This window comes from uncultured Croceicoccus sp., assembly GCF_947496385.1.
Taxonomy (GTDB): Bacteria; Pseudomonadota; Alphaproteobacteria; order Sphingomonadales; family Sphingomonadaceae; genus Croceicoccus.
In genome coordinates this window covers 199,844-219,746 of the sequence record NZ_CANMCP010000005.1, presented here as the reverse complement: position 1 = coordinate 219,746, position 19,903 = coordinate 199,844, and the positions used below count along the sequence as shown (strand labels likewise).

Genomic DNA, 19,903 nt, shown 5'->3' with positions numbered 1-19,903 from the left:
CGTTCTCCCCTAGTTGGCCATCACCACGAACTGCCCCATCATGCCTGCGTCCTCGTGCTCGAGGATATGGCAGTGATACATGTAGGGAGTGTCGGGATCGGTATTTTCTTCGAACCGCAACAGCAGCCTGACCTGTTCACGCGGGTTGACGATTACGGTGTCCTTGAAGCCCGCCTCTTCCGCCCGCGGAGGCCGACCGTCCCGGTCGAGCAAGCGGAACTGCACGTTATGAATATGAAAGGGATGGGCCATCATCGATGCGTTGGCGATTTCCCATATTTCCCACTGACCCACCGGTACGCGCTGATTGATGACGTCCATGTCCATGGTTTCGCCGTTGATCGACATGCCCCGGCCCATCATGCCCATATCGAGCACGAAACGGCGGCTGCGAACGGCGAGTGAGGGGTCTGGCGCAGCAAGCGCGGCCAGAGTGGGCGGGAGCATTACTGGAGTTGACGCGCCTGAGGGGCGCATATCGAGGATCGAAAACGTGCGCCCCTGCCTCTCGCGATCGGCCCGGTTTCCCATCATTCCGCCGCCCATCATACCCCCGCCTTGCCCGCCCATCATGCCCATGGCGTTAGCAGGGCTGCTGGCAATCAGCCGGAGCGGGCGCCCTTCGGAAAGATCGACGATCACTTGTGCGCGTTCGCCTGGGGCAAGGGTAAGACTGCGAACCTCGCTTGGCGCGGCAAGCAGGCCGCCATCGCTTGCGATGAGTTGCATCGGACGATCACCTTCGAGCGAGAAGGTGTAGAACCGCGCATTCGATCCATTGAGAAGCCGCAGGCGCAGCGGACCGGCGGCGGCCTCGAAAACGGCATTGGCCGTTCCGTTCACATAGATGCGCTCACCCATCACCCCCATCATCCGCGAGTGCATATCGAGCGGGTAAACAAGGCGGCCCGCGCCGTCGATCACGCGATCCTGCACGACGAGCGGTATGTCATCTACACCGTACCGGCTCGGCAGATCGAGGCGATCCTCTTCCTCGTCGCGCACGTAGATCGGGGCAGCAAGTCCGGCATAGACCTGTGGTCCGGCCCGGCGATGCAGATGCGAATGATACCAGTATAACGAAGCGCGCTGGCGTATTTCGAAGGACGGGCTCCAGCGCTCACCGGGCCGTATGAGCTGGTGCGGCCCGCCATCCGCTGTGGCGGGAAGTTCGAAACCATGCCAGTGAACGGTCGCATCTTCGGCAAGCTTGTTGTCGATGTGAAAGCGAACCTGTTCGCCGCGGCGCATTTCGAGGGTCGGGCCGAGATAGGATGCGTCGATACCGATCGTCGGTGACGCCGTGCCGGGCACGAATTCTTTCTCGCCCGGTGTCAGGGACAGGCGAAAGACACGCTCGCCCCGTTCGATCGTTCCTGCCTGTAGCCGAGGTATGGCAAGAGGATTGCTTTCGCCTCCCTGATCGAGCGACATCCTGCTTTGCGTACCGCAACCCAGCAGCGGCAGCGCGGCGAAACCCGTCGCCGCGAGGCCGGCGCTCTTGATGAAGTCGCGGCGATCCTTAAAGTCGGGTCTGTCGATACCTGGCATATTCACCTGTTTTTGCGTGGGAGGCACCGGCGCAACCGAGCGCCTCCCACCCACCGTCCTATCGCGGCGTTACCGAGGTAACGACGCTGCCTTCGGTTCCAGTACGAAATTCAAAGGCTATTCCCTCACCGACACTGACCTGTTCGAGGATTTGCGCGTCGGCTTCGAAGGTCATGGTCATCGCGGGCCATCCGATACTTTCGACCGGACCATGCTCGATGGTCACCGTGCCCGCCTCGGAATCGATGGCTGTAACCGTTCCCTCCGCGCTGGCGCTCTGCTCGCCGCCGGTCTCCTCCGCCATCGGCATTTCGCCTGACATGGGCATGCTGTCCGAGTTCGCCATGTCGTCTGACATCATGGTCTCTGAGCTGTCGTCTGCAGCGTCGCAGGCTGCAAGCGCCAGCGGTGCCGCGAGCAGGATCATGTAGGTTGGGGTACGCACTCTTCTTCTCCTTGAGGGTTGGCCGGTTTTTCCGGACGGGGGCGCCGCAACAACAGATAGGCGGCGGGAAGCAGGAACATGGACAGGAGCGGGGCGGTGATCATGCCGCCAACCATCGGCGCGGCGATGCGGCTCATGACTTCCGAGCCCGCGCCGGTGCCGATCAGGATCGGAAAGAGACCCGCAAGGATGACTGCGACGGTCATCGCCTTGGGCCGCACGCGCAGGAGCGCGCCTTCCCGGATGGCCTCGTCTACTTCTTCGGCGCTCAGATCACCGCGTCGCCGCTCCAGTGCGGCTTTCAGGTAAATCAGCATCACTACGCCGAATTCGGCGGAGACGCCGGCAAGCGCGATGAAACCGACCGCAGTCGCCACCGACTGGTTGTAGCCCATCAGATAGAGCAACCAGTATCCGCCCGTCAGCGCGAAGGGCAGCGTGCCCATGATCAGCAAGGCTTCGTCCCAGCGCCGGAAAATGAGATAGAGCAGCAGGAAAATGATCGCAAGCGTCGCGGGAACCACGACCTTCAGTCGCTCATAGGCGCGCGTCAGATATTCGAACTGGCCCGCATAGGACAGGCTGACGCCGGCAGGAAGATCGACACCCGCGGCGACGACCTCCTGCAGATCGGCGACCACCGAAGTAAGATCGCGGCCCCGGACGTCGACGTAGATGTAGCTGGTCAGTCGGCCCTGTTCGCTCTTGAGCATGGGCGGACCGTCGCTGACGGCGATACGGGCGACAGTGCCAAGCGTGATCTGTTGGCCGGACGGCGTCAGAACCGGCAAGGCCCTGAGTTCCTCGACGCTGTCCCTGATTTCGCGGGGATAGCGCACATTGATCGGATAGCGCGCCAGCCCCTCGACGGTCCGTGCGACATTGGCACCGCCAACTGCACCAGAGACGATCTGCTGGATGTCGGCAATGTTGAGCCCGTATCGCGCGGCCGCCATCCGGTCGATATCGACATCGACATAGCGACCGCCCGACAGGCGCTCCGCCAGGGCGGAACTCACGCCAGGCACGGTCTTGGCGATACGCTCCACATCGAGTGCAACGCGTTCGAGTTGATCGAGATCGTCGCCTGAAACCTTGACCCCGATCGGGCTCTTGATCCCGGTCGCGAGCATGTCGATCCGGTTGCGGATCGGCGGCACCCAGACATTGGCGAGGCCCGGCACCTGAACGACCCGGTCAAGTTCCTCGACCAGCAGATCGGGCGTCATTCCCTCGCGCCACTCCTCGCGCGGCTTGAAGCGGATCGTCGTTTCGAACATCGTCAGGGGAGCCGGATCCGTCGCTGTATCGGCGCGCCCCGCCTTGCCGAACACCGTTTCCACCTCGGGGACCGACTTGATCAGGCGATCGGTGCGCTGCAGCAGCGCCGAAGCCTCGCCGGGGGAAAGGCCGGGCAGCGCGCTCGGCATATAAAGCAAATCGCCTTCATCGAGCGGCGGGAGGAACTCGCCGCCAAGCCGGGTGAAGGGGATCGCGGTGGTCAGGAAGATCAGCGCCGCGATCACCAGCGTTGCCTTTGGGCGCCGCATGACCCAGTCGAGCCCCGGACGATAGATTTTCGTCAGCCAGCGGTTGAGAAAATTGGAATCCTCCGAAGGGATCTTCCCACGGATCAGCCATCCCATCATTACCGGCACCAGCGTTACCGACAGAATGGCCGCGGCCGCCATGGCATAGGTCTTGGTGAAAGCGAGCGGAGCGAACAACCGCCCTTCCTGCGCCTGCAGGGTGAAGACCGGTAGGAACGACAGCGTAATGATCAGCAGACTGAAGAACAACGCCGGTCCCACTTCCTTCGATGCATCGGCGATGATCCGCCAGCGTTCCTTCACCGCGAGCGCGGTATCGGGATTCTCGTGTTCCCATCGCTCGAGATGCTTGTGCGCGTTCTCAATCATGACGACGGCGGCATCGACCATCGCACCGACCGCGATGGCTATTCCACCCAGCGACATGATGTTGGCATTAACGCCCTGGATGCGCATCACGATGAAGGCCGCGAGCACGCCCAAAGGCAGGGTGATGATGGCGACAAGTGCCGAACGCGCGTGCCAGAGGAACAGCGCGCATACGAGCGCCACGACGATAAACTCTTCGATGAGCTTCGTGGTGAGGTTCTCTATAGACGCATCGATGAGCTGAGAGCGATCGTAGGTCGTGACGATCTCGACGCCTTCGGGAAGGCTTGCCTGCAAGTCGTCGAGTTTGAGTTCCACGGCTTGGATCGCGCTTCGCGCATCCGCGCCCTGCCGCAGAACGATGATGCCCCCGGCAACCTCGCCTTCGCCATTGAGCTCGGCGATGCCACGGCGCAGCTCGGGGCCTACCTGGATTGTCGCTACGTCGCCAAGCGTGACCGGAATGCCGCCGCTCGCAGTGCGTAGTGGAATCTGCCGAAAATCCTCGAGGTCGCCGAGATAGCCCGAGGCGCGGACCATATATTCGGCTTCGCCCATCTCGACGATCGAGCCGCCCGCTTCCTGGTTGGCGGCCTGGATTGCGCTCACGATCTCGGCGTGAGTCACGCCGAGCGATGCCATCCGGTAAGGTTCCAGCACGACTTGGTATTGCTTGACCATTCCGCCGACGCTGGCGACCTCGGCAATGCCGGGAATCGTCTTGAGCTCGTAGCGCAGGAACCAGTCCTGCAGGCTGCGCAGTCCGGCAAGGTCGTGCCCGCCGGTCCGGTCGACGAGCGCATATTCGTAGATCCACCCCACACCGGTTGCATCGGGCCCAAGCGTGCTCGTGACGCCATCGGGCAGGCGGTTCTGCACCTGGTTGAGATATTCGAGCACGCGCGAGCGTGCCCAGTAGAGGTCGGTACCGTCCTCGAAGATGATATAGACATAGCTGTCACCGAACATCGAATAGCCACGGACGGTTTTCGCCCCCGGCACCGAGAGCATGGTCGTTGCCAGGGGATAGGTGACCTGTTCCTCGACGATCCGGGGGGCCTGACCCGGATAGTTTGACCGGACCACAACCTGCACATCGGACAGATCGGGCAACGCGTCGACCGGCGTCGTGCGCACCGCCCAGAAACCGGCCAGCGTTACCGCGACGGCGGCGAGAACGATAAACAGGCGGTTGGCGATCGAGGCATCGATTATCCGAGCAATCATTGTCCGGCCCTCGTGATAGACTCGATCCGGGGGCCGGCATCCTGCTGGGTGAAGGTGAAGCGCACCCTGTCTCCCGTCTCGAGCCCGCGCGTTTGCGCCGCGCTCTTCGTGCGGAAGGTCATGGTCATCGCGGGCCAATCGAGCCGGGGCACAGGACCATGCCGCAGCGTCACCGAACCATTGGCGATCGACTGGATCGTGCCGGTGGCACCGAAGGTCGCTGATGCGTCCTCGCCGCCGGTGGAAGCGTCATCTGCCTGATCTATCGGACGGACGTCCAGTCCGGTGAGGCTTGCTTCGGAATCGAGCAGGAACTGACCCGATGTCACGACCTGGTCGCCTGCCGACAGACCGGCCAGCACTTCGGTCCTTCCACCCGCTTCGCGGCCGATCCGGACCTCGGCGGGCATGAAACCGCCCTCGTCCTGCTTCACCATCACGATGGTTCGACGTCCGGTCCTGATAACCGCTTCGGACGGTACCAGCAGCGCGCGGCGTGTGTCCGGGGTCAGCGAGACCTGTGCGAACATGCCCGGCTTGAGGCGCCCGGATGCATTGGGCAGTTGCGCACGAACGGTGATCGTACGGCTTGCATCCTGCGCGCTCGGCAGGATAGCGATGATGGGCCCGGAGAAGCGTTCCTCGGGGAATGCGGTCAGCGTCGCGCTGACAGGTTGCCCGACGCGGACAGTCGCCGCCTGCCTTTCAGGCACCGCGGCTTCGAGCCAGATCGGTGAGAAACCGGTTATCTCGGCGAGCGTCTGTCCGGCCATGACTGTCATTCCCGGACGCACGCCGAGCGATGTGATGGCACCTCCAATCGGCGCGGTAACGGTGATCGTGGACTGCGGACGTCCATTGCGCCCTACCGATGAGATCAGGCCTGGAGGCATGCCCAAAAGGCGCATGCGTTCGCGCATGGCCTGCGCAAGTTCTTCATCACCGCTGTTCAGGACGGCCAGATACTCCTGCTGCGCTCCGCCCCATTCGGGAACCAGGATATCCGCGAGCGGCGCGCCCCGTCCAACGACATCGTCGGGCGCGCGGCCGTAGGTTCTTTGGACATAGCCTCCGGCACGTGGCTGGACGATCGCGACGTCGCGTTCATTGTAGGCCAGAACGCCTGTGACGGTTATTCCCGGCTCGAGGACGCCGTACTCGGCTTCAGTGGTGCGGATGCCGAAATTCTGCACCAGGCCGGGATCTATCCTGACGCCTGCAGTGGCCTCCTCGCCCGCGCACTTGGGCACCAGATGCATATCCATGAAGGGCGACTTGCCCGGCTCGTCGAAGTGCTGCCCCGGCACCATCGGGTCGTACCAGTAAAGGACCTCCTCGCATTCGGTCGCACTGCCGCCCGCGTCGCTTGCACCACCCTGGCCTTCGCCGAGCTGCGAGAGACCATAGCCGGCGGCAAGACTGATGAGCGCGACCGTGCCTGCCATCATCCAGGATTTCTGGCGCGGCGACAGCCTGTCCCACGCGGCTCCCATTGCGGGTCTCATCGGCCATACTCCCCATAAGTCAGTCGCAGGTTCGCGGCGGCCTCGACGGACGCCTCTTCGCGTTGCAGAATTTCCACCCGCAGCATGGCGAGCGTTTTGATGGCGTCGATGATGTCGAGCAGATCCGCGCGGCCTGCGGCAAAGCTCGCGCGTTCGAGGTCCACGCGGCTTTCGGCAAGAGGGAGCAGTTCGTCCGTCGCGCGCTGCCATTGTCGATAAGCGCTGCGCCATGCGGCGAGATCGGTCTCGAACTGGGCTTCGAGTTCACGGAGCCGGTCTGCTCTGGCCGACTGCGCCGCCGCCGCCTCGGCGTCGGCGGCGGCTACACGCGGGTTTTGGCGCCGGTCGGCGAAAATCGGGAGCGTGATCGAACCCATCACCGAGACGACATCGCCAAAGTCGGGATCGCGCCTTCCATAGCTCACATTGACGCCGAAATCCGGACGCCTTTCCGATCGGGCAAGATCACTTCGCGCTTCCGCTTGACGAACCTGCGCAAGCGCCACGACAAGTTCCGGATTGCTTTGCAAACTTGCCCGCAAACCTTCGGGATCGAGATCGGGCGAAGGCGTGGTTCCGGTCGCGATAGCGTTCGTCAGAGCGGTATAGCGCGACAGCATGGCTTGCGCGGCCTCTCGGTCGGCTTCAATCTTGGTCCGCATATCTTCGACCTCGAGCACGGCACGGCGTATTTCGAGACTTTCGGCGGGTCTGGCCGAACCGGCGGAGACAGAACTGCGGGCGAGTGGTACGAGCCCCTCGATTTCAGTAAGTGCATCGTCGGCGACGGTCAGAGCCTGTTGGGCATAAGCCAACGAAATCCATGCCATTCCTGCTCCGACGCGCACCCTGTAACGGGTTTGACGCAACTGTGCTGCGGCAAGTCCGATGTCGGCCTCCGCCATTCCGAACCGGGCCCGACGTTTCGCGAGATTGGGGATCTCCTGTTCGATGCCGACTTGGATCTGCGTTGGGAGCTGGCGATCCAGCTCGAACGCAGCCGGCCCGCTTACCGGCAGGTTCTGGATGCCCGCGCGAAGGCGCGGATCGGGCAATTCATCGGCAGCATCGGCGATCTCCCGCCGGGCTTCCAGTCTTAGCTCGCTTGTTCGAACCTGGGGCTGGTCGCTCGTTGCTGCTCGCAAAGCTTCCTCATAGCCCACCGACTGGGCATTACTCGCCGGCGCGAGGGCCAGCAGGACCGGAAGCGCGGTCCAGCTTATTCGTTTCATGATCGTTCATCCGCAAAAGGAGCGCGTCAGACACGCGTTCCGGATCACCGGCCCGCGTCGAGCGCAGGCCGTTCATCCAGAGGCAGGAGCGCGCAGGCTTGAGCCTGCACACGGGTCATGCCGGAAGTTGCGGAGGTGGCGGCTCTGGCCCTAGTCCTGTGGCTGCGAGCGAATTGGAGACTAATCTGCTGAACTGAGAAGCCTGCGCCGGTATTTCACCGACCAGGGTCGCATCACCCCCTGGAACGAGGGACGGGATGCAGCCGAATGCCACAAGACAATCCAGCCGAAGGTTCTTGCAAGGCACGCCGTCATGATCGTCCATGGAAGCTGCGCCCGCCATCATCTCCATCTCGGCGCAGGCCGGTTTGCCTGCATCGAGCGCCTGAGGCAGGGCAGATGCATGCGCTGCCGATTGAACGAACAGCCCGCAAGCGATCAAAAGCAGTCCAAGGGTGCGCAAGTCTCGCATAATAAAAGCGTAAAGCTTCCCGCAGAGCAAGACAAGGACCTCGCATCGGGTGCGATGGTTCATCACGACGCGTGCTGCCAGGCACCCATCGAGCCCAGATATATATCGAGCTTTTCGAATCCTTTGCTTTGCAGCCAGCCCGCCGCCACACTCGCACGCATGCCACTGGCACACATGACGGAATAGGCGCGTTCGCGATCGAGCTCGGCGAAGCGGGAATTGAGTTCGCCCACGTAGATGTGTTCCGATCCCTCGATCGCGCTGCTGCGCCGCTCATCGAGGTCACGCACGTCAAGCAAGGTCCAGTTGTCGCGCTTGCGCTCGAGACGATCCTGAACCTCGCTCGTCCCGATCATCGGAAGGTTCGCCATGTCCATTCCTTGCGCTGCAGCCGGGACGATACCGACATAGCCGCCGTCGATCGAGTCGAGTCCGATCCTCACAAGGTGTGTCATGGCCGAAGCCAGCTGGTCTTCCGCCGATCCGACGAGGACGATTGTTTCACCCTCCCTGATGAACCAGCCCGCAAACGCCGAGATCATGCCGACCGGAAGGCATATCGAACCAGGCAGATGCCCGCTTGCGTATGCAAGCGGATCCCGCACGTCGACGACATGATCGGCGTCGATTTCGCGAATGTCGGAGAGTTTGAGACGTTTTGGTCGCAAGATCCGTGGCGCAGGAGATGTTCCCTCGACGTTCAGGCGTTCCATCAGTCTGAAGTAGGGCGGCTGGTAATGATGCTCGGCGAGCTTGGCCTCGATAAATTCCTCGCGATGGGCGATCTGGAGCTTCGGATTGTTGCGACGTTCGTGGCCTATGGTCGAGAATTCCCGGTCCGCCATTCCCGAACCGCAGACCGAGCCTGCTCCATGCGCGGGGTAAATGATCGTCTGGTCACCCAGACCGCAAATCTTCTGCAGTGAATCGTACAGGAGGCCCGCGACCTCCCGCGCGCGCTCGGGATAGAAATCGGTGCGTCCGACGTCGCCAACGAAGAGCGCATCGCCGGTGAACACGCCGATCGGTCCTTCGGGAAAATCGTCGTCATGGAGGACGAAGGCGAGATGATCGTCGGTGTGACCGGGAGTTTCGAGCACCGAAATCCGCAACTTCCCGATCTCGAAAACGTCGCCCTCTCGCGCGGTGTCGGCGAAAACAATCTCGTCCGCAGGGTTTGGACCGTGCAGAACGCGGGCACCGGTCATTTTGGCCAATACCGGCGATCCCGTGATGAGATCCTCATTCCTGTGCGTTTCGAAGATATGCGTGATCTCCAGCCCTTCGGCGCGGGCACGCTCGACATAAATCTCGCAGTCCCGGCGCGGATCGATGACCGCTGCCTTGCCCTGCGAACCAATCAGATAGGAAAGGTGGGAGAGGCCGGGGGTCTTTATCTTCTCGAGCAGCATGTTTTGCCTCGTTGTTGGAGTGTTTCCGTGAGACCGCGTCGATCTAGTCGATCCCGAGTTCGGCTTTGAGTGCCGAGACGTTCTCGAAGCGGTCTGCTTCTGGCCGGGCGATAGCGGGCTTGGCGTTGACCCAGGTGTTCTCACAGATGAATTCGAGCATGGCTGCCGCGAGGTCGGCGTGCCGGCAACGAAAGCAACCCTCGGCAAGACGCTCGTCGGTAATGACGGCTTCACCCGTATAGGGTTCGTCGAGGAGCCAGCCCGGTCGCGCAGACGTCCAATTCAGGCCTTTCGCGCGCTCCAGAAGATCTTCCATGGCGCGCATCTGTTCGAGAATATTGTGCAAGGCTGGTCTTGCCGTGAGCTCGAACCATGCAGGAACGCTGGGCTGCGGCTCTACAAACGCCGCCGATATCACGACGATCCGGGAAATGCCGGTCGTCGACATCGCTTCCACCAGCTTGCGGGTTCCCTCCGTATAAAGCGGAGGCGGATCGATCGCCGTAGATGGACTAAACCCTATACCGAGTGCGGAAATGACCGCACGACAACCTTCAAGCTCGCTGCTGAAGTCGTCATTGAGAACGTCGCACTGGAAATACTCGACATTGTCGACCCTGTCCGATGGTTCGGGCAGGGTGTGTTCGAACGCTCGTACCGCGATGCCCTTGCGGACCGCATGGCGCAATATTTCCGTGCCGGTCTTTCCTCCGGCACCGAAGACCGCAAGGGGGGCTGCATCGGTCACAGGTTCAGCTTCCACGGTCGTACCTCATTATGAATTCGGCGGCGCGTGCCGGGCTGATCGTGATCGTGGAGCGGGCACCGACGGACGCTAGCGCCCGCTCGCTCGTCTTCACGCCTCGCTGTTGCCACAGGTCGTGTAACCCCAGAACCCGAACTCGTCCTTCATCCGGGGTCCGGCGACGATCAGCTCCTGCATCTGCAGGCCCGCGTCTCCCTCGTCATCGAGAAGGCGCGTACGGATACGAAGCTCACCATCCGCATACTCACCCGAAGCGCTTGCCGTGACCGGGATCAGTTTGCCATTGATCTTGATCGCCCCGCGACCGCTGTTGTCGTAGACGAACGACGGGAACGCGACCTCGGTCAGGCGGAACTGGCACGTGTTCTCGGCTCCCAGCGCGGTAAGATCCGCGTCGCTCATCGTTTCGGGCAACATGAGGCCGGGGCTGAGATTGGCAAGAGCGCTCGCGGCACTCTCTATCGGCGCCGCCGTTGCCGGAGGATCGAGCTGCGCTTCGCGATCATTGCCGATGGCGGTATTGGTGTTGCAGGCCGCCAGCGGGAGGGCTGCAAGCGTCAGAAGTGCGATCTTGTTCATTGCTGCATCTCCTCGGGCAGGCGTTCTTCGGTGCGCGGACCGTTCTCCTCGATGTCCTGGATGAGATATTTCATCTCGGCGATCTCGCGCCGCTGCGCGACGATGATGGCCTGAGCAAGTTCGCGGACACGCGGATCCTTCAGGCTCGCTCTCTCGCTGGTCATGATCGCGATCGAGTGGTGCGGGATCATCGCCGCCATGTATTCGGTGTCGTCGACCGTGGTCTGGCTGCGTACGAGCCATAGCGCGAGTGCGAAAACGACGGCTCCGACACCCAGGATGATGAAATTCTTGGTCCGGTCCTTGTACATGCCCCACATGAAGAGCAGCATGACCACCATCATCATCGCGCCCATGACGAACATCATCCAGAAGCGCGTCTCGCTCCAGAACACGTCGTCCATGTCGAAGCTGTTGGCGTACATCAGGAAGAACATGATCACGGTCGAGGTCGATACCATGGCCATAAACCGCCAGTAGTTGCCGCCCCCTCCCTTATCCGAGTGGGATGAGCTTTCAGTCATGCGTTTTCTCCTTCCTTCATCATGGTCCAGAACAATTGTGCCGAGCAGCTGATGAGCGCGAAGCCGGTCAAGGCTTCGACGCCGGCAATGACGCGCAGGTGCTCGGTCGGGTAGATGTCGCCGAGCCCCAGCGTGGTCACGTTGATCAGCGAGAAATAGAAATAGTCCATCGCACACATCGCCGGCGTCTTGTCGAACCCGCCGAGGCCCAGCTCCGCGCCCAGCCAGAAACCGCCAGCGAAGAGCGTCGCGACAAGCAGGTGCGATGCCAGGACGAGAAGCGCGACCCGAAGCTTGGCGGAGAAATTTCCGGGTGCGTGGAGCAGGCGATGCCCGGCGCCGAGGATCGACAGATGCACGCCGACCGAGGCCAGGAAAAGTGCAATGGCGAGAATTAGTGCGGCGATCATCGATGATCTCCATCGTCTGTGGCGGGCATTTCACGCAGCGCAGGATTCCGACGTAGATAGAACCATTCGGCTCCGAACACTGCGGCAATACCTGCGACCGCATAGGCAACGACCGCAGGGTCGGTTTTAAGCTTGGCGAGGGCAAAAGCTGTCAGGACTACGCCGTCCGCCATGAGCGCCGACCAGAGGATCCAGGCACGCGCGCCTATCTCTTCCCGGAAACCGCGCAGCACGCCCCAATGCACGAGCATGTCCATTACGAGATAGAAGAACGCTCCGAGCGAGGCGATCCGCGAAAGATCGAACAGGACCGCGAGCGTGCCGGCGACCACGACGGTATAGACCAGCATGTGACTGCGGATCGGTCCCTTCATCCCAAAATGGCTATGCGGGATCATCTTCATTTCGGTCAGCATCGTCAGCATTCGCGAAACGGCGAAAACGCTGGCGATGACACCCGAGGTCGTGGCTGCGATCGCGATTGCGACTGTGAAATAGAACCCAAGCTCTCCGAGCGCGGGGCGCGCAGCTGCCGCAAGCGAGTAATCGCGTGCTTGGGCTATTTCCGAAGTGCCGAGGCTGGCTCCGACCGCCACCGCGACCAGAAGGTAGACGACCACGCATACTGTGATCGAAATGATAATGGTTCTGCCAACATTTCGGTGCGGATCGATGATTTCGCCGCCGCTGTTGGTGATGGTGGTGAAACCCTTGAACGCGAGGATCGAGAAGGCGACCGACGCGAGCAACGCGTCGAGACCTGAAAGCGCGACTGGCTCTGAGAAGGCGCCGCCCGAAAAGCCGCTGGCCCAGATCGCCGCAATCGCGAACAGGGCGATGCCGCCGATCTTGATCGCCGACATGACGAGAGAGAAACCGCTGACCGATTTGTTGCCTGCCGCATTCACGAAATAGGCGAAGACGATGAGCGCAAGCGCTGCGACGGAAACCAGAATGCCGCTGCTCTCGAGCCCAAAGGGCCGCAAGGCATAGGTCGCGAAGGTCCGAGCGACCAGGCTTTCGTTGATGACCATCGACAGCGCCATCAGGAGCGATGCCGATGCTGCAACAACACCCGGTCCGTAGGCCTTCTGAAGAATCATCGCGATGCCGCCAGAGGAGGGCCAGCGGTTCGACATCTTGATGTAGCTGTAGGCGGCTAGGGAAGTGACCAGGGCGCCGACTATGAAAGAAAGCGGAAATAGCGGTCCAGCCAGTTCGGCAATCTGGCCGGTCAGTGCGAAAATACCAGCGCCGATCATGACGCCGGTTCCCATTGCGATACCGCCAAGCAGCGTTATCGATCCAGCACTCTTCCCATGTTGATCGTTGCCATCTGTCTGCAAGTCTTTCCCCTGTCGATGGCCTCCCGTCCGAGAAACATCACGACAAGCAGTACGTTGCGAAGCGGCTCACCCCTCAAAAAATTTTCTGGCGGGGCATGAGCCATCCTTGGGCTGGCCCCGGAATCGCGATGAGCTATCGATTTCCGGCGGCGCGCTCTTTCTTCCTGCAGCGATGCCGATGGCGGCGCGTCAAGGCACGGCAGTCCACGCTGAGTGCGCCTAATATTCAGCGCGTCAAATCAGGAAAACCGGGCCTGGAAAAACCGGTGCAGCGGGACCGCGATGAGTGCGATGTACCAGCCGTAGAGAAAACTGCCCACCGCTCCTGCGAGAAATCCCGACAGGGTCAGCCATTCGAACCATGGCAGCAACGGAGCCCAAGCTTGGTGCATGTGAAACCGCTCGGGTGCGAGGACTCCGAAGGCAATGCATAGGAGGTAGCTGACAAGCAGGAACACGCTGAGCGTCCAGCCCCATGCGAATATCGAGTTCTTGATTGATCCTTTTACCATCGCATTTCTCCCACTTCGTGCGTCCTAAAATTATGCAAACGGAAGGGTCCGGGACCGTCGGGGCAGCCGGCCCCGGACCCAGCGGGATGATCGACAGGCATCTTAGCGCCCGTCCCGGTGTCCCGGGCTTCTGTGTTATTCCCGCGCGATTGTTCTTCAACGAGACATCGCCCTTATTTCTCGCGCGGCCACTGGCGTCAGTTCCTTACAATCACCGATAAGATGCGAAGACGCTCTGTCCGGTCGGACCAAAGGCGATGACCTCATAGGGCTGGATCCGGTTTCCGGCCTCCATGCCGGGCGATCCCAGAGGCATTCCCGGAACCGCTAGACCGGCAACGCCGTCGGGCCGCTCGCGCAAAAGTCGGGCGACGGCTTCGGCGGGCACGTGACCTTCGATGATGTATCCATCGACCTCCATCGTGTGGCACGACCACAATTCTTCCGGTACGCCGCGCGCTGTCTTGATCGCCGCCATGTCGTTGCTATCGACCGATGCCACCTTCGCGTTCATCCCATCTTCAAGATGGCCTGCCCAGTTGAGACAGCATCCACATCCGGGGTCCCTGAACATCGTATAGGTCGCTGCCTGAGCCACGTTCGAACAGGCTGCCAGCACGAGCAAAGCCGCGCCGCTAACCGATCGCCGGAACAGGGCAGGCTTTTTCCAGATCATTGTGCAATTCCTTTCTTGTATCCGCGCCATAGCGAGATCGTCCCGGTCACCGTCGGGAGCCGGTGGAGCAGGCATGGCTCGGTGAAGATTTCGGCGAACAGTTTTTCGACTTCGCCGTCGGCGCTGGGCTGCGTGTCGCTAATGCCGTCAAGCGACTGGACGGTCGCCCGGAAGAGGCTCCGCATGAGTGGGCTCTCCTGCTTCATATAATCGGCGATCAAGACGGTTCCGCCTGGCACGAGCAAGCTTTCGATGGTTTCCAGGATTGTCTGCTTCTTGCGCAAGGGGACCTGGTGCAGGACGAGGCTGCTGACGATCTTGTTCGGCTGCCACCCTGCGGGTAGCTTGAGGCTTTCGAGAAAGCCATTGTGCCATTTCACGAGATCGGCTCCCGCGCCAAACTTGCGCCGCGCAAGCGCGAGCGCATCCGGGTCGGGTTCGACACCGATCAGACCCGCTTCCGGACAATCCGTCATCAAGGCCTTGAGAAGAGTGCCGGTTCCGCTGCCAACATCGATCACCCGGTCGCCGGGGACAAGGTGCAGCTCTTCGACAATCCTTTGGCGCCAGAGATGTTCGCGGGTGAACAGACCGATCGCCCGGTCGTAAAGCGGCGTCAGAAAGCTCTTGCCAAGAAGAGGCGTAAATTCGCCGTGATCTTCAGGTGCGGTGATATTGCTCACGAGTTGGTTTCCATTCATCCCGGCTTCGACCCGATTCTGACAGACCCGTCTCGATTACGTATGGTGGTGGACATTCCCTCAAAAAAAGAAGTTTAAGGGATTGTGCAGGCGAGCGCGTATAGGACACGTGCAACCCACAGGAGTTTTTCGGATGCGTGACAATCACTCTCTTGATGCGGTGCTCGGAACCCTTTCCGCCACCGGCACCAGCGAGGTCCCCGCCGACTTCATGGATGGCGTTTGGCAGCGCGCCGGACAGCTTGGCGAAATCGCCGACCGACGCCGCCGGACGGCTCTGTTCGTCGGTCTGTTCGTCGTCGGGCTTGGAGCTGGCGCCGGAACAAGCGGTTGGCCTGGCAGCTATGGCACGTCGTCCGCGCCACTGGGCGAGAGTCTTATCCTCGACGAACAGCTGTCCCCATCGGCACTCCTCCATGTGGAGCAATAAGGTTTGAAGACGACACATATCGTTCTCGCGGTGCTTCTCGCAGCGCTCGCAGGATGCCTCGGCGCGATTGCCGCGGACCGCTGGGCCAATCACGAGGCCGGCTCCGGCCTCCACGATTTCGTGCACGACGAGCTCACCCTGACGGCCGACCAGGAGCAGCGTCTCGATGCGCTCGAGGCCCGTTTCGCTGTCGAAAGGGCACGGCTCGAAGGATCGGCGCGCGCAGCCAATGCCCGGCTCGCCCAGGCGATGGAAAATGAGCACGAGTACGGTCCCGAGGTTTCGGCCGCGATCGACGAGGTGCATGCGCGTATGGGCGATCTGCAGAAAGCAACGGTACGGCATGTCTTCGACATGCGTGAAATTCTCGAACCCGAGCAGCAACGCCAGTTCGATCGCAAGGTCTCCGACGCCCTGACCCGCGACCCACGCGACTGAAGCGCCATGTCGGGGGCGGGCGACAATCCGGATGAGGCCCTTGTTTCACAGGCGAGGGCCGGAAGCAAGCGGGCTTTCAGCAAACTCGTCGAGTATGAAACGGGTCGGCTTCTCGCGCTCGCGACACGCATGCTTTCCTCTCCTTCTCAGGCCGAGGACGTTGTTCAGGACAGCCTGGCCTCGGTGTGGCTGACGCGCCATCGGCTTGATCCGGACAAGCCGATCGGACCCTATCTGACAACCGTCGTCCTCAACCGCTGCCGGGACCGTTTGCGCAGGCGCAAGGTCGCGGGCTTTTTCGGACCGTCGGGTGATGACGAACTCCATTCCATCGCCGATGATTTGCCGGGTCCTGAAGCGTTGGCCGTTTCCAGGGAAGAGCTCAATCTCGTTCAGGCCGAGATCGCGCGAATGCCTGTAAGGCTGCGCGAAGCGCTTGTGCTCGTGACCATCGAGGGGCGTAGCCAGGCCGAGGCGGCCGATCTTCTCGGAACGACCGAAAAGGCGATCGAAACCCGCGTATATCGCGCGCGCAACAGGCTGAAGGAGCGCTTCGAAAAACTTTGAGGGGTTGGCTGGGCGCGCGCGTAAGTAACGGTAAACGCCAAGTCAGGAGCCCTTTATGATCGCCGTCAATCGACGCAAGTTTCTCGGAGCCGGAGCAGGAGGAATGGGTCTGCTCGGCCTTGCCGGGGCGATGCCTGCCTGGGCACGGGGCGCGGACATCCTCGCAGGTAACGCCCGCAAGGGGCTGGACGAGATATCCGGCCCCAATATCGACCTCACCGTTGCCCGATCGGCCTTCGCGACCGGCAACAGGCGCGGCGGCGCGATCGCCGTCAATGGCACGATCCCCGGTCCGCTGTTGCGATTGCAGGAAGGCACGACCGTCCGGCTCAATGTCCATAACCAGCTCGAGGAAGATACCTCGATCCACTGGCACGGTCTGCTCGTGCCGTTTCAGCTCGATGGAGTGCCTGGCGTGAGCTTTCCCGGCGTCAAACCGGGAGAGACCTTCACCGCCGAATTTCCGGTTCGCCAGTCGGGTACCTACTGGTGGCACTCGCATAGCGGCCTGCAGGAACAGGCCGGGCATTACGGCGCGATCGTGGTCGACCCCGCCGGACCCGATCCGGTCCAGGCCGACCGCGAATATATCGTGGTGCTGAGCGAATTCAGCGAAATGTCGCCCCACACGATTTTCGACAAGCTCAAGAAGGGCGAAGGCTACTTCAACTACAACCAGAACACCTGGACCGACGATTACCCGCTTTCGGGCGAGGATCGCCGGATGTGGGCGAAAATGCGCATGATGCCGACGGACATCCTCGACGTGTCGAGCGCGGCTTATACCTATCTTCTGAACGGCCATGGCCCGCTCGACAATCTGGAATACCTCTTCCGCCCGGGCGAACGCGTGCGGCTGCGCTTCATCAATGCTGGCGCCATGACCTTCTTCAATATTCGCATTCCCGGCCTGCCGATGACCATCGTTCAGGCGGACGGGCAGAACGTCGAGCCGGTGGAGGTCGACGAGTTCCAGATCGGTGTGGCCGAGACATACGACGTCGTCGTGACGCCGGGCGCGCAACAAGCCTACACGCTGGTCGCGGAGTCGATGGACCGCTCGGGCATGGGTATTGCCACACTCGCGAGCGCACCCGGCGCTCGCGCCGCCATTCCGCCGCTGCGCGATCCGCCGCTTCTGACCATGGCCGACATGGGCATGAGCGGCATGGACCACGGCTCGTCTGGCGATGCCGGCATGTCGGGCATGGACCACGGAAGTGGCGGCGACATGGCGGGGATGGATCATGGTTCGTCCGGCCAATCCGAGATGGCAGGCATGGCCGGCATGTCGGGGATGCAGATGCGCGACACGTCGCTTCTGCCGCCCGATGTGAAGGTCGGGCCCGGTCTCGACATGGTCTCGATGAACCCGGTCGACCGCATGGGCGATCCCGGCATCGGTCTCGCCGATGTGCCGCATCGTACGCTCGACTATCGCAAGCTGCGCGCTCTGACTCCACACCGCGAGGGCCGCACGCCGTCCCGGCGAATGGAAATTCATCTGACCGGCAATATGGAGCGCTACATGTGGTCGTTCGACGGCAAGAAGTTCTCCGCCGTCTCAGACGAGCCGATCCGTTTCGCCTATAACGAGCGCGTGCGCGTGAAGCTCGTCAACGACACGATGATGGCGCACCCCATTCACTTGCACGGTCATTTCTTCGAGCTGGTCAATGGCGCGCCGGCCGATCGTCAACCGCTCAAGCACACGGTAATCCTGCAGCCGGGTGGCAGCGCGCAGTTCGACCTGACGGCGGACGAGCCGGGCGACTGGGCCTTCCACTGTCACCTTCTCTACCACATGCATGCCGGGATGTTTCAGATCGTCACGGTCGCCAATCCCGACGGGAGCGAAGCATGAAAATTCGTATTGTCAGCCTGCTCGCATCGGTCGCAGCCGGCTCAGTTCTCGCCTCCCCCGCGGCGGCGCAGCATGCCGGTCATTCGCCGGCGGAGCCGCAGCAAAGCGCCGAGGCGCAGGCTGACGCGAAGACGAAGTGCGAGGAAGAAGCCGAGCGCCATCGCGCGATGGGGCATCCGGTTGCAGATGGAGCATGCGAACCGGCTGCTCAACCTGAAGCCGCCATGGACCGCTCGCAGATGGATCACTCAACCATGGATCATGGTGCGATGACCGCTCAGGATGGCCATTCTGGCATGACAATGCCTGTGGACGCTGCCCGTCCACAGGCATCGCCCGAAAGTCATGAAGGAATGGATCACGGCTCGATGCCGCAGGGCAAGCCCGCCGAAGGCGCGATGGATCATTCGCAGATGAATCACGGCGAGATGGGTCAGGCGGAGGCCAGTTCGTCGATGGACCATGGGCAGATGGATCACAGCCAGATGAACCATGGGGAGACGCCTTCGCAGGACAGGCAGGGCATGGACCATTCGGCGATCCAGATGGGCTCGGACGATGATATCCCGCTGCTGCCGCCTCCTCCAGAAGCAGGGAGCGGCCCAGCGCGCGCGGCGGTCGCCATCTGGGGCGAGGAAGCCATGAACGAAGCGCGCCGCGAGCTTGTCCGCGAGACCGACGGAGGAATGCGCTTCTGGTTTCAGGGCGACCGGCTCGAGTACCGCGCCCGCGAGGGGAAGGATGGATATCTGTGGGACATCCAGGGATATTATGGCGGCGACATCGACAAATTCTGGTTCAAGTCCGAGGGTGAGGGCAGCTTCGGCGAACCCATAGAAGGCGCCGAGGTCCAGGCGCTCTGGAGCCGCGCCATTGCGCCCTTCTTCGATTTCCAGGCGGGTGTTCGCCAGGACCTGACCGGTCCGGAACGCACGCACGCGGTTATCGGTATCCAAGGGATCGCGCCTTACCAGTTCGAGGTCGATGCCGCGGCCTTCGTCTCCACCAAGGGCGATGTGACGGCGCGTTTTGAGGGCGAACTTGATCAGCGCATCACGCAGCGGCTGATCCTCCAGCCCAGAGCCGAACTCGCGCTTTCTGCGCAGGACATTCCCGAGCTGGGCATCGGTGCCGGGCTCGATCGGATCGAGGCGGGCCTGCGTCTTCGCTACGAGTTCGCGCGCGAATTCGCACCCTATGTCGGCGTTTCGCAGGAATGGCGCATCGGCGACAGCGCGGATTTTGCGCGGGCCGCCGGAGAGGATCCGAGCGTCACCAATTATGTCGTCGGCGTGCGATTCTGGTTCTGAAATCTCAAAAAGGATAG

The 19,903-nt window shown here is 61.9% G+C and carries 19 protein-coding genes; 5 read left to right on the top strand and 14 right to left on the bottom strand.

The window, feature by feature from the left end:
- Positions 1-9: 9 nt before the first annotated feature.
- The 14 genes from Q0897_RS10425 to Q0897_RS10360 all read right to left on the bottom strand — a co-directional run bounded on the left by Q0897_RS10425 (position 10) and on the right by Q0897_RS10360 (position 15,277).
- Positions 10-1,551: a multicopper oxidase domain-containing protein gene (locus tag Q0897_RS10425; protein ID WP_010240406.1), complete on the bottom strand. Its 1,542-nt coding sequence runs from the start codon at positions 1,549-1,551 to the stop codon at positions 10-12.
- A gap of 58 nt (positions 1,552-1,609) precedes the next feature.
- On the bottom strand, positions 1,610-1,996 hold the full coding sequence (locus Q0897_RS10420; RefSeq protein ID WP_225082053.1) for a copper-binding protein: 387 nt from the start codon (positions 1,994-1,996) through the stop codon (positions 1,610-1,612).
- Positions 1,975-5,142: an efflux RND transporter permease subunit gene (locus Q0897_RS10415; protein ID WP_230782966.1), complete on the bottom strand. Its 3,168-nt coding sequence runs from the start codon at positions 5,140-5,142 to the stop codon at positions 1,975-1,977. Before Q0897_RS10415 ends, Q0897_RS10420 begins: the two co-directional genes overlap by 22 nt.
- Positions 5,139-6,635 (bottom strand): efflux RND transporter periplasmic adaptor subunit, encoded by a 1,497-nt coding sequence (locus Q0897_RS10410; RefSeq protein WP_299309340.1) that lies wholly within the window; start codon positions 6,633-6,635, stop codon positions 5,139-5,141. Before Q0897_RS10410 ends, Q0897_RS10415 begins: the two co-directional genes overlap by 4 nt.
- Positions 6,636-6,643: 8 nt before the next feature.
- On the bottom strand, positions 6,644-7,879 hold the full coding sequence (locus Q0897_RS10405; RefSeq protein WP_299309339.1) for a TolC family protein: 1,236 nt from the start codon (positions 7,877-7,879) through the stop codon (positions 6,644-6,646).
- Between the two features lie 534 nt (positions 7,880-8,413).
- Positions 8,414-9,763, bottom strand: coding sequence for an MBL fold metallo-hydrolase (locus Q0897_RS10400; RefSeq protein WP_299309338.1), 1,350 nt, complete (start codon positions 9,761-9,763; stop codon positions 8,414-8,416).
- A 43-nt stretch (positions 9,764-9,806) separates the two neighbouring features.
- On the bottom strand, positions 9,807-10,511 hold the full coding sequence (locus tag Q0897_RS10395; RefSeq protein WP_299309337.1) for an NAD(P)H-binding protein: 705 nt from the start codon (positions 10,509-10,511) through the stop codon (positions 9,807-9,809).
- A 108-nt stretch (positions 10,512-10,619) separates the two neighbouring features.
- Complete coding sequence (locus tag Q0897_RS10390) at positions 10,620-11,108, bottom strand: DUF6692 family protein (protein WP_054522845.1); 489 nt, start codon at positions 11,106-11,108, stop codon at positions 10,620-10,622.
- Positions 11,105-11,632 (bottom strand): DUF305 domain-containing protein, encoded by a 528-nt coding sequence (locus Q0897_RS10385; RefSeq protein ID WP_230782961.1) that lies wholly within the window; start codon positions 11,630-11,632, stop codon positions 11,105-11,107. Before Q0897_RS10385 ends, Q0897_RS10390 begins: the two co-directional genes overlap by 4 nt.
- Positions 11,629-12,042 carry a potassium channel family protein gene (locus tag Q0897_RS10380; RefSeq protein ID WP_299309334.1) on the bottom strand — a complete coding sequence of 138 codons (414 nt, stop codon included), beginning with the start codon at positions 12,040-12,042 and terminating at the stop codon, positions 11,629-11,631. The genes Q0897_RS10385 and Q0897_RS10380 overlap by 4 nt, the downstream gene beginning before the upstream one ends.
- Positions 12,039-13,343, bottom strand: coding sequence for an APC family permease (locus tag Q0897_RS10375; protein WP_299309375.1), 1,305 nt, complete (start codon positions 13,341-13,343; stop codon positions 12,039-12,041). Before Q0897_RS10375 ends, Q0897_RS10380 begins: the two co-directional genes overlap by 4 nt.
- Positions 13,344-13,627: 284 nt before the next feature.
- Positions 13,628-13,900, bottom strand: a complete 273-nt coding sequence (locus tag Q0897_RS10370; RefSeq protein WP_010240151.1) for a hypothetical protein — start codon at positions 13,898-13,900, stop codon at positions 13,628-13,630.
- Positions 13,901-14,111: 211 nt separating this feature from the next.
- Positions 14,112-14,576 (bottom strand): DUF411 domain-containing protein, encoded by a 465-nt coding sequence (locus Q0897_RS10365; protein WP_029140646.1) that lies wholly within the window; start codon positions 14,574-14,576, stop codon positions 14,112-14,114.
- Positions 14,573-15,277, bottom strand: a complete 705-nt coding sequence (locus Q0897_RS10360) for a class I SAM-dependent methyltransferase (RefSeq protein WP_342528958.1) — start codon at positions 15,275-15,277, stop codon at positions 14,573-14,575. The genes Q0897_RS10365 and Q0897_RS10360 overlap by 4 nt, the downstream gene beginning before the upstream one ends.
- Positions 15,278-15,410: 133 nt before the next feature.
- Here Q0897_RS10360 and Q0897_RS10355 point away from each other — a divergent pair, with 133 nt between their 5' ends.
- The 5 genes from Q0897_RS10355 to Q0897_RS10335 are packed head-to-tail and all read left to right on the top strand — an operon-like array spanning position 15,411 to position 19,886.
- On the top strand, positions 15,411-15,707 hold the full coding sequence (locus tag Q0897_RS10355; protein WP_299309328.1) for a hypothetical protein: 297 nt from the start codon (positions 15,411-15,413) through the stop codon (positions 15,705-15,707).
- A 3-nt stretch (positions 15,708-15,710) separates the two neighbouring features.
- A complete protein-coding gene (locus Q0897_RS10350) occupies positions 15,711-16,145 on the top strand; it encodes a periplasmic heavy metal sensor (RefSeq protein ID WP_008603940.1) in 435 nt (144 codons plus the stop codon).
- Between the two features lie 6 nt (positions 16,146-16,151).
- On the top strand, positions 16,152-16,712 hold the full coding sequence (locus Q0897_RS10345; protein WP_299309326.1) for an RNA polymerase sigma factor: 561 nt from the start codon (positions 16,152-16,154) through the stop codon (positions 16,710-16,712).
- Positions 16,713-16,767: 55 nt separating this feature from the next.
- Positions 16,768-18,576 carry a copper resistance system multicopper oxidase gene (locus Q0897_RS10340; protein WP_054522842.1) on the top strand — a complete coding sequence of 603 codons (1,809 nt, stop codon included), beginning with the start codon at positions 16,768-16,770 and terminating at the stop codon, positions 18,574-18,576.
- On the top strand, positions 18,573-19,886 hold the full coding sequence (locus tag Q0897_RS10335; protein WP_299309325.1) for a copper resistance protein B: 1,314 nt from the start codon (positions 18,573-18,575) through the stop codon (positions 19,884-19,886). The genes Q0897_RS10340 and Q0897_RS10335 overlap by 4 nt, the downstream gene beginning before the upstream one ends.
- The last annotated feature ends 17 nt before the right edge of the window (positions 19,887-19,903 follow it).